General features: G+C 75.8%; 8 protein-coding genes. 4 read left to right on the top strand and 4 right to left on the bottom strand.

Features of this window, described 5'->3' with window-relative positions; translation table 11 throughout:
* Positions 1-156: 156 nt before the first annotated feature.
* The 3 genes from ACOJUF_RS25450 to ACOJUF_RS25440 all read left to right on the top strand — a co-directional run bounded on the left by ACOJUF_RS25450 (position 157) and on the right by ACOJUF_RS25440 (position 3,088).
* The gene (locus ACOJUF_RS25450; protein ID WP_420124598.1) at positions 157-1,680 is read left to right on the top strand and encodes a hypothetical protein; all 1,524 of its coding nucleotides are present in this window, start codon (positions 157-159) and stop codon (positions 1,678-1,680) included.
* A gap of 80 nt (positions 1,681-1,760) precedes the next feature.
* Positions 1,761-1,976, top strand: a complete 216-nt coding sequence (locus ACOJUF_RS25445; RefSeq protein ID WP_420124597.1) for a PspC domain-containing protein — start codon at positions 1,761-1,763, stop codon at positions 1,974-1,976.
* Between the two features lie 227 nt (positions 1,977-2,203).
* Positions 2,204-3,088 carry a D-hexose-6-phosphate mutarotase gene (locus tag ACOJUF_RS25440; protein WP_420124596.1) on the top strand — a complete coding sequence of 295 codons (885 nt, stop codon included), beginning with the start codon at positions 2,204-2,206 and terminating at the stop codon, positions 3,086-3,088.
* On the opposite strand, the gene ACOJUF_RS25435 is transcribed toward ACOJUF_RS25440, so the two are convergent.
* The 3 genes from ACOJUF_RS25435 to ACOJUF_RS25425 all read right to left on the bottom strand — a co-directional run bounded on the left by ACOJUF_RS25435 (position 3,073) and on the right by ACOJUF_RS25425 (position 7,850).
* Complete coding sequence (locus ACOJUF_RS25435; protein ID WP_420124595.1) at positions 3,073-4,140, bottom strand: lysylphosphatidylglycerol synthase domain-containing protein; 1,068 nt, start codon at positions 4,138-4,140, stop codon at positions 3,073-3,075. The genes ACOJUF_RS25440 and ACOJUF_RS25435 overlap by 16 nt on opposite strands.
* A 211-nt stretch (positions 4,141-4,351) precedes the next feature.
* Positions 4,352-5,668 carry a nucleotide disphospho-sugar-binding domain-containing protein gene (locus ACOJUF_RS25430; RefSeq protein WP_420124594.1) on the bottom strand — a complete coding sequence of 439 codons (1,317 nt, stop codon included), beginning with the start codon at positions 5,666-5,668 and terminating at the stop codon, positions 4,352-4,354.
* 7 nt (positions 5,669-5,675) lie between these two features.
* Positions 5,676-7,850, bottom strand: coding sequence for a glycosyltransferase (locus ACOJUF_RS25425; RefSeq protein WP_420124593.1), 2,175 nt, complete (start codon positions 7,848-7,850; stop codon positions 5,676-5,678).
* A 315-nt stretch (positions 7,851-8,165) separates the two neighbouring features.
* Here ACOJUF_RS25425 and ACOJUF_RS25420 point away from each other — a divergent pair, with 315 nt between their 5' ends.
* A complete protein-coding gene (locus tag ACOJUF_RS25420; RefSeq protein WP_420124592.1) occupies positions 8,166-8,747 on the top strand; it encodes a DUF1349 domain-containing protein in 582 nt (193 codons plus the stop codon).
* A 115-nt stretch (positions 8,748-8,862) separates the two neighbouring features.
* Here ACOJUF_RS25420 and ACOJUF_RS25415 read toward each other — a convergent pair whose 3' ends face one another.
* Positions 8,863-9,594: a nucleoside/nucleotide kinase family protein gene (locus ACOJUF_RS25415; protein ID WP_420124591.1), complete on the bottom strand. Its 732-nt coding sequence runs from the start codon at positions 9,592-9,594 to the stop codon at positions 8,863-8,865.
* Positions 9,595-9,941: the final 347 nt, after the last annotated feature.

The raw sequence follows: 9,941 nt of genomic DNA, 5'->3' as shown, positions 1-9,941 counted from the left end.
CGCCGGCCCGCATTGGCGTGCCCGCGGCGGGCGCCCCGGCCGGCGCTGGGGGGGCGGCGGGGCCCCGCCGGCCGGGGCCGGGGGACAACGCCCCCGCGGCCGGGCCCGCGCCGGCCGCGGTCCCGGCCGCCGGCGTGACCATGCGACGCTGGACGGGTGAGTTCCCGTGCCCGCCGTCCACGCCGCCGCCCGGCGGTGCTGGTCGCCGGCGCCCTGCTGGCCGCGCTCGCGGCCGGATGCACCTCGGTGCTCGACCGCCCGGCGCTGCCCACTCCCGGGGCCGCGGACGCCCGGACCGCCGCGACCACGGCCACCACCTCGGTGTCCATCACCCCGGTGACGCCGGACGGCCTGCTCACCGGGCCCGGCGTCACCGACAGCACGATCGACCTTGGCGTGCTCGCCGACCCCGGCCGGGATGCCGGATTCACCGACGGGATCCGGCTCTGGCAACGCGCCGTCAACGGCAGCGGCGGGCTCTGCGGGCGCAGCATCGGGATTCGCGCGGCCGGCGACGACGGCATCCCGGCGGACCCCGCCGCGGCCTACCGGACCGTCGGCACCTCGGTCCTCGGGCTGGTGCTGCTCAAGGCCGGACCGGACGCGGACCCGGCGTCGGCGTCCGGCACCGACGCGGCACCCGCTCCGACGTCCGGCCCGTCCGGCCTGCCGCCCGGCTCGACCGTCCCGGGCGCTGGGCCGGCCTCGGATGCGACCACCGGCTCGGACCCGGGCGCGACCGGCCCGGCACCGACCGGAACCGACGGGACCATGGCCGACGGGACCCGCACCGACGGGACCACCGCCGCGGACGGGGCCGATGCCGGTGGTACGGGCGCGCTGGCCGCGTCGATCGCGGCCGACCAGATTCCCACCCTCATGCCGACCGGATCGTCAGCCCAGCTGGGACCGACCCGGCCGATCGTCGTCGGGGCGACCGCCGACATCCTGGCCATCAACGGCCTGCAGTACCTGCTGCGCAGCGGCGCCCTGGCCGCCGGCGACACCGTCGGCGTGCTCTCCGACGGGTCGGCGACCGCGCAGAACGTCGAGCAGGGCGCGCGCTGGTGGGCCCGGGAGAACGGTCTGGACCTGCAGGTCCGGACCGCCGAGGACGCGGCCGCCGACTGGCCCGCCGTCCGCGCGGTGGTCGCGCCGGTGACGCCGCCGCCCGTGGCCGGCGTGCTCACCGGCGGGCCGGCGGTGCCCGTGCTCACCCTGGCCGACGGATTCGACCCCGGGTCGTGGCCGGCCGATGCGGTGACCGCCGCCGGGCAGCGCCTCTTCGTGGCCACGCCGGCGCCGGCCTTCGGGTCCGACTACCCGGCGGCCGTCACCGTCTCCTCGCTCGCCGCCGCCATCGGACCCGAAGCCGCCGGAACCGCCGGGGTGCGCACGCTCGACGGTTACGCGACCGGCGCCGCCTGGGGCCGGCTGATCGCCCAGGCCTGCGCGGAGCGCTCGCTCACCCGCACCGGTATCTGGACCGCCGCGGCCACGGTCGGGCCGGCCCCGGCAACCTCCCTGTTCGGCCCGGCCGACCTCGCGCTGGCGGTGCAATCGGCGTTGCCGTCGACCCGCTCGTCGTCGGTGTCCAGGGCCGATCCGACCGCCCCCACCGGGCTGCGCTCGGTGATCGCGCTGGACGAGGCCCCCGGCATCGAGGACTACCGACCCTGATCCGCTCCGGGGCCGCGGCCGGGTCCGATCCGGGGTCGCCCCTGATCCGGTCCGGCCGCGGACCCAGCAGACTCATGCCCATGACCACTCCGGAACGCCCCTACCGCCGCCTGACCCTGTCCACCTCCGACAAGATGATCGGCGGCGTCTGCGGCGGCATCGCCGCCTACTTCGGCATCGACCCGACCCTGGTCCGGATCCTCGCCGTGGTGCTCGCCCTCGTCGCCGGCGGCGGCATCCTGGCCTACCTCCTGGCCTGGATCATCATGCCCAAGCCCGGCCCGGCGGCCCCCTGACGTCCCCCGCCGGCAGCCCAAGCCCGGCCCGGCGGCCTCCTGACCGCGCGGATCAACAACGCCGGCGCGGACGAACTCCCCCCGAATGTGACGGGTGGGACGGGAGTCGACGACTTCGTCCGCGCGGGAGGGCGGACCGGGCCGAAGGCCGCTCCGGGCGAACCCGGCCGGCCCGGTCGTCGCGGCCGGCCCGGTCGGGACCGGCGCCCGCCGGTAGCCTGCCGTCCATGACGGTGCCCTCCTCCGACCAGACCCTGCCCGACGGCGTGCGCGTCACCACCGGCCACAGCGGGCTGCCCGTCGTGCAGATCGACGTCCCGGCCTGCGCCGGCGAGGTCTACCTGCACGGCGCGCACGTCACCTCCTGGCGGCCGCTGGGCACCGAGGTGCTCTGGGTCAGCGATCACGCGGTCTACCGCACGGACAAGGCGATCCGCGGCGGGGTGCCGATCTGCTTCCCCTGGTTCGCCGACGGCCCGGACGGCACCGCCACCCCGGCGCACGGCTTCGCCCGCACCACCGAGTGGGGCCTGGTCGGTGCGACCACCGACGGCCAATGGGTCGAGGTGATCCTCGCCCTCACCGACACCGAGCACACCCGGGCACTGTGGCCGCACTCCTTCACCTGCGACTACCGGGTGCGGATGGGCGAGAACGAGCTCGCGCTGCTGCTGACCGTCACTAACACCGGCGACGAACCGTTCACCTTCGAAGAGGCCCTGCACACCTACTTCGGGGTCGCCGACATCCGGCGCGCCGAGGTCGACGGCCTGGCCGGCTCGAGCTATCTGGACATGGTGCCCGGCGCCGACCGTGGGCCGCACGTGCTCGAAGGGCCGATCACGTTCGCCGGCGAGGTCGACCGCACCTTCCAGGGCACCGCGGCGACCGCCGTGATCCGGGACGGCGAGCGCACCGTCACCGTCGCCCGGGACGGGTCGGACAGCGCCATCGTCTGGAACCCGTGGACCGCCAAGGCCGCCGCCATGGGCGACTTCGGCGACGACGAATGGACCTCGATGGTCTGCGTCGAGACCGCCAACGCCAAGGCCGACGCCGTCACCCTCGCGCCCGGCGCGAGCCACACCATGAGCGCCTACATCTCCGTCTGAGCGGGATCGCCGGCGCTGGCCGCCGGCCGCCGGCGCCACAGCCCCAGCGTCACCAGGCCCGGCAGCAGGGGCAGCAACAGCGTCGCCGCGCGCCAGATGACCAGGGCGGCCACCAGATCCGCCGGGTCGGCCACGCCCTCGGCGTTGATCAGCACGATCAGGCTGGCGTCGAGCACGCCCAGGCCCGCGAACGGGAAGATCGTCAGCGGGTAGAGGGTGAACATCGCCGCGAGCACGGCCAGGTACCCGACGTACTCGCCGGGGATGCCGACGAACCGCAGGCAGACGATCACCACGATCGCGTCGACCAGGATGAAGCCGAGCATCGTGGGGGTCGCCCGGGCCATCCGCGAGACGATGCCGGACGACGACTCCTTCTGGAACCGCACCACCGCCGCGGCCCAGGCCTCGGGGTCGACGGTCGGCCGCAGCCGCTTGACCACCCGCGCGGCGACGCGACCCACGTTGCCGGCCGCCGTCTCACCCTTGGAGATCATCACCATGGCCCAGACCAGCAGCCCGGCCGCGGCGAGACCACCGACGGCCATCCAGATCTGGATGCCCTCCAGCGGCAGCACGAACAGGGTCAGCACCAGGCCGATCAGCGGCGCGACGAAGCGGGCCAGGTAGAACACGATGGTGTCCAGCACCAGCGCGGCCGCGCCGCGGGTGGTCTCCACACCGAAGGACTTGAGCATCGACAGCCGCAGCACCGTGTCCGCCGGCGGCGGGGTGAACGTCTGGATCAACGTGCCGGACAGCGCGGTCTGCAGCGCGTGCGGCAGCGACAGCCCGGGAACCAGGATCGGCAGGGTGCCCGCGTTGACGGTCTGCCGAACGGCGATCAGCAGCCCGATCACGCCGATCTCCCACCAGGTGAGCCGGCCCAGCGCGTCGCCGACCTGGCTCCAGTCGACCGCGCGCAGCGCCTGCACGGCCAGGTAGATGCCGCCCACGACCAGCGCGATCTTGCCCAGCATCACGAGGATCCGGCGCCATCGGGCCCGCTGCTCCGCCTGCGCCCCGGCCGGCGGACTGTCCGTCTCGTTCACGCCGACCATCCTTCCCGATCACGATCGGCGCCCCGGCACGGCAGGCGCCGGTTCACGAAGCCAGGGCGCGGACCGTCGGACGGCCTCAGCCCGGCCGGATCTCCGCGGGACACCCCGATGAGCCCCTGGACCACCGCGCCCCCGCACACCGCGCAACGCCCACCCGGCACAGCCCGGCCGAATCTCGGCCCCCCACCCCGACGACCCCACGTCAGCTGCGAACCGGCACCGCCCCGCCCGCGATCGCGGCGAAGGCGACGTCCCGCCCCGGCCGGGCCCGCAGGGCCGACCCCAGGGCCGCCGCGGCACCGGCGCACGGACCGTCCAGCAGCTCATCGATCGCGAGTCCCAGCTGCGCGGGCGACGCCGCGTTCGGGTCCAGGGCCAGCCCGACCCCGGCGTCCACGGCCGCCGCCGCCCCGGCGAACTGGTCGGTGGAGAACGGCAGCACCAGCATGGGGACCCCGGCGGTCAGGGCCTCGGTGACGCTGTTGTTCCCGCCGTGCGTGACGGTCACCGCGGCGTGCTCGAGCAGCGCGACCTGGGGCAGGAACTCACGGACCAGCCACCCGTCGGGCAGCTCGCCGAGCTCGGACCGGTCGGCCGACCCGATCGCCAGGGCGACCCGCACCGGCCGGCTGCGCAGCGCCTCGGCCACCCGGGCCAGCACGTCGGCCCGCACGGACAGGAAGCTGCCGAAGCTGACGTAGACCAGCGGCGTCCCGGGGTCGGCCGCCAGCCAGGCGGCGATGTCCGGCGGCGCCGCCTGCTCCCGCACCGCGGAGCCCAGGAACGCGTGCGGCGGCAGCAGCGCCGTGCGGGCCGGATCGTGCAGCGCGGACGGATAGTTCAGGAGCACCTGCTCGCCGTGCTCGGCGAACGCGTCGGCGGACGGGCTCAGCCCGGGTGCCAGCTCGGCCAACGCCGCGTTCCATTCGGCGGTGAACGCGTTCCGCACCTGGTCGCAGCGCCGGTGCAGGGCGGCCAGCTCGTCCGGGTCCGGGGTGAAGGCCGCCGGCCAGGCCGGTGGGTAGCCGTAGACCTCGGTTCCGACCGGCAGCGCGCTGGGATGACCGAGCACCACGTCGGCGTGCGGGACGGCGCCGGCCAGCAGGGCGAGCCGGGCGCTGAACGCCAGGTGGTCGACGACGACGTGGTCCGGTCGCACCTCGTCGACGACGGCCAGGACCCGCCGCGCCGTGGCCACGGGCTCCCAGAGCAGGTCGTTGCGCCGGGCATCGGCCTGGTACTGCAGCGTCGGCACCATCCCGTGCCGGGTCGCCGCGAAGAAGCCCCGCAGGGCCTCGTCCTCCCCGGCGACCTGCTCCTGCGCGCGGATGACGCCGGGATTCGAGCCGCGCCCGAGCCGCAGATCGACGCGTTCGAACCCGAACTCGGCGGTCACCGCCGCGGTTGCCGGCCCGCTGGCCACGACCACCCGCTCCCCGGCGTCGCGCCAGGCGGTGGCCAGGGTGGCCAGGGGCAACAGGTGGGAGGCGTAGTCCGGGCTGATCACCAGCAGCGTCATGCCCCGATCACCCGGCCACCGGCGCGCCGACGCCCGCGTACACCCCGGACAGGGTCCGGGCCATCACGGTCAGGGTGAACCGCTCGTGCACCATCTCCCGCGCCTGGGCCGCCCGCTGCGCGGCGCCGGGCCGGCCGGTCAGCTCCAGCGCGCAGGCCAGCCCGTCGGCCACCGCGCGCGGCGACCGCGTGTCGACCAGGAACCCGGTGACACCGTCCTCGATGTAGGTGGCCGGCCCGCCGTGGTCCGGCGCGACGACCGGCAGCCCGATCGCCATGGCCTCCACCAGGGCCAGACCGAACTCCTCCTTCAGGCTGCCGCACACGTAGGCGCCGCCCGGGGCGATCACGCCGGGCAGACCCAGGTGCGCGGCCGCCATCCAGCGGGCCACGACGTCGTTGGGCCGATGCCCGGGCAGCAGGAGCCCGCCGGCCGCCGCCGGATGGCGATCGACGACGCCGGCGATCAGGCCCAACTGCTCCCGCTCGTCGACGGACGGCTCGGCCAGATCGCCGCCGACGATGAGCAGGTTGCACCGCTGCGGGAGCGTCGGGTCCGACGCCCACGCCTCGACCACGGTGGCCATCCCCTTGACCCGGTGCAGCCGGCCGACGCTGACCGCCAGCGGCAGCCCGCGGCGGTGCTCGGGGAGGGCGGCGACCAGCTCGGCCAGCTCGGTCAGGGCGGGGTGGGCAGCGGCGCGGACGTCGTCCAGAGCGCGCGCGGCCACCGTGATGTCGATGCCCTCGGGCACCACCGAGTAGCCCCCCTGGCCGGGTCCGGGCGTCCCGGCGGACCGCTCGGGATCACCGTCGACGCCGTCCTGGAGGTCGCCGTCGATGTCCAGGCCGAGCAGGTCCCGCAGCTGCGAGCGCAGGTTCGGCCGGGGGAACAGGACGCGGTGCTGCGCGCCGGCGGCGAGCCGGGCGACCAGGTCGGTGCGGAACCAGTAGTGCTCGCGCTCGTCGACGGTGCCGAAGGTGCCCCGGGTCAGCGCCCCGGTCATGTCCAGGGCGTGGATGACGGCGTGCGGGTCGGGGGCGAGGGTGAACACGGTGGGGATGCCGAGCCGGGCGGCGACCGCGGCGGCCGCCATGCTGCCCACGTCGGCCATCCGCAGGTGCAGCACGTCCACCCGGCCGTGGGCGGTCAACGCCCGCCGGATCCCGCGTTCGGCGGCGACGGCCAGCGGCCAGGCGTTCGCCGCGTCGGTCGGCTCGGATAGCAGCGGAACCGGGGCCAGGACGTGCGCCTCGGCCGGCTCGTCCAGCGCGGCGACGGCCGCCTCGACCGACCCGCGGGACAGGGTCAGCACCCGATCGATGCCCGGTTCGTCGGCCAGCGCGTCGCCCAGCCGGACCAGCATCGTGGCAATGCCGCCGTTGTCCCCGGCCCCGGCCCGGGAGAGCTCGCGGTCCAGGTCGGCGTGCAGGAACATCTGCGCGACGGCCAGACCGGAACCGCCACCGACCCGCTCGCCGGTCGGACCGGCCAGGTCGAACGCGGCCAGCCGGGCCACCCCGGCCAGCTCACCGGACCCCGCGGCCAGCCGCGTGACCAGCTCGACGACCCCCGGGTCGGCCGGCCGGTCGCCCAGTGCCGCCACCGCCGCCTGCCGGGGGCGCAGCGGCTCGCGTTCGTCGGCCGCGATGCGCAGCAGGGCCGCGGTCGAGATCGGGCCGGGCACCAGGCCCAGGGTGTCGATCAGCCGGGCCCGGCCGGCGGCGTCGTCGCGCGAGAGCAGCGCGCCCTCCAGGGCCAGCGCGATGTGGTCGGGCGCGAGTTGCGCCCACCGGCGCAGGGCCCGCTGATTGATGACGGTGGCGAAGCCGCCCGCGGCCACCCCGGCGACCAGCCGACCGATCGCGTCCAGCCGCGGGGAGCGGGACCCCAGGGCCCAGGCGGCATGCTCGCGCAGGAACGTCCGCGGGTCCGAAAGCAGGCCGGACAGGCGGGCCGCGGCGCCGTCGTCGAACACCGCGCCGAGGCCGTGCACGGCGGCGATCGCCGTCAGCTGGTCGTCGGTGTCCTCGATCGCGCGGCCGAGGAGCTTGACCGCGACCGGCCCGCCGTCGCGACCGGCGGCCTCGGTCAGGGCATCCGACGAGCGGATCGCGTCGAGCAGGAACGGGGCGTCCCGCACCTGGGCGAGCGCATCGGTCAGGGAGAGGGACATCAACATGGGGGCGATCTCTTTCCGGCCCTGGTCCGGCCCTGTTCCGGCGCAGCGGGCTCGCGTGGTGTCGTGGACTCGGGGCTCTGCCGTCGCGCCCCTGCTCCGGTACCCACGACGTGGGGCAATCACACCGTCGGGCTCCGGCATCTGCAGTACCGGCGACCCCGCCTGCCCGGATGCATCGGGCGCCCGATTCGTCGCCGATTCCGACGCCGGGTCCGGCCGGCCGGTAGGGTCGGCGGCCGGCACCGGGTCGGGGCGGGAAGCCCGCGCCCGCCCGCCGAGGCCCGCCCCGGACGACGGCAGGAGGACGACCCGCGCATGACCGAGATGGCCTGGTCGGACGGCCGGTGGACGCATCCCCCGGTTGCGACCCGGGAGCAGGACGGCGACCTGCTGGTGACGGCGGTCGCCGGCAGCGACGCCTGGCGGCTCACCTCGTACGGGTTCGTGCACGAGAGCGAGCACGCCCTGCTGGCGCCCTTCCCGGACCGGTCGGCGGTGGAGGTGGAGCTCACCGCGGCGTTCGGCGAGCAGTTCGATCAGGCGGGCGTGTTCGTCCGGGTGGGCCCAGAACGGTGGATCAAGGCCGGGGTCGAGTTCGCCGACGGCCGCTGCCAGCTCGGCGCGGTGGTCACCCATGGCATGTCGGACTGGTCGCTGGCCCCGGTGCCGGACTGGGTCGGTCGGCGGATCACGGTCCGGGTGAGCCGGGACGGAACGGCGATCACCGTGCGGGCCGGGCTCAGCGGCGGACCGTTGCAGCTGGTCCGGGTGGTGCCGTTCGCCGCCGAGCTGGACGCACAGGCCGGCCCGTTGGTCTGCGCGCCGACCCGGGCCGGCCTGGAGGTGCCGCTGCACTCCTGGCGGCGGACCGAGCCGGACGCCGACCTGCACCCCTGACCCGGGACGGGCCGGACGGCGTCAGGGGTACGGGCGGCACCACCGCCCACGCACCCCGTCATCCGGCCGCCCGACCGCGGTGCACCGGCGCCGACGGGCGGGGTCCGACCGGCGGTCAGCTCCCGGCGAGCTGGCACCCGTGCGGTCCGTTGTCCACGACCAGATCCGCCCGGGCGGCGCCCTCGTCGATGAGCACGGCGTTCGGCTCGTCGACGGTCAGCACCCAGTGGCGGGCGGCGTCCGGCGCCTTCCCGAACTGGATGTGCCGCTGCACCAGCCGCTCCTGCCGCAGCCCCGGGTCCGTGGCGACGTACCAGACCTCGTCCAACCGATCCCGGGCCGCCCGCCAGGACGGGGTGTCCAGCAACAGGTAGTTGCCCTCCGTGATGATCAGCCGCGCGGCCGGGGGCACCACCAGGGCGGCGGCCAGCGGCTGTTCCAGCTCCCGCTCGAAGCCGGGGACGTAGATCCACGAGTCCGGATCCGCCTTCACCCGCCCCAACAGGTGGGTGTACCCGTCCGCGTCAAAGGTGTCCGGCGCCCCCTTGCGGTCCAGCGACCCGAGGCGGCGCAGCTGCGCGTCCGCCAGGTGGTAGCCGTCCATCGGCACGTGCGCCACCCAGTCCGGACCGTGGCTCGACCGTAGGGCCGCCAGCAACTGCTCGGCCAGCGTGCTCTTGCCCGACCCCGGCGCACCGACGATCCCCAGGACCGCCCGGCCCGACTCGGGGACCAGGGCCGCGGCCCGGTCGGCCAGACCGACCAGGCCGGCGAGCCCGTCGGTCGGCACCGTGGACAGGGTGGTGGACAGCTCGTTCGACGGCTCCGTGGCCGGGGTCGCCGTCATCGGACGCCCGCCGGCGGCCACCCGGCGATCACGCGCCGCTCCCGGCCGCGTTCGATCGTGACGCCGGCCGGGCCTCCGGCGTCGGTCGGGGCACTGGAGTCACGGACTGAGTCGACCACGTTCACCTCATCGCTACTCACATATCGACACCCGAGGGGGCGCCGGCGAGGCGGCCTCGGCGGCGAGCTCGCAGCGCGCCTGGGACATTGTCGCGACCCCGCCCGGCCCGCTGTGGGGCGCCCCCGACGCCGGCGCCAGCCGCCCGTCCGAGCCGCCCGTCCGAGCCGCCGAGCCGCCCGTCCGAGTGTGCAGAAAGTGCCCCTTCCACGCCCGGATAGGGGCACTTT

It is taken from the genome of Nakamurella sp. (assembly GCF_048594475.1).
Taxonomy (GTDB): Bacteria; Actinomycetota; Actinomycetes; order Mycobacteriales; family Nakamurellaceae; genus Nakamurella.
This window is presented reverse-complemented; position numbering and strand designations above follow the sequence as displayed.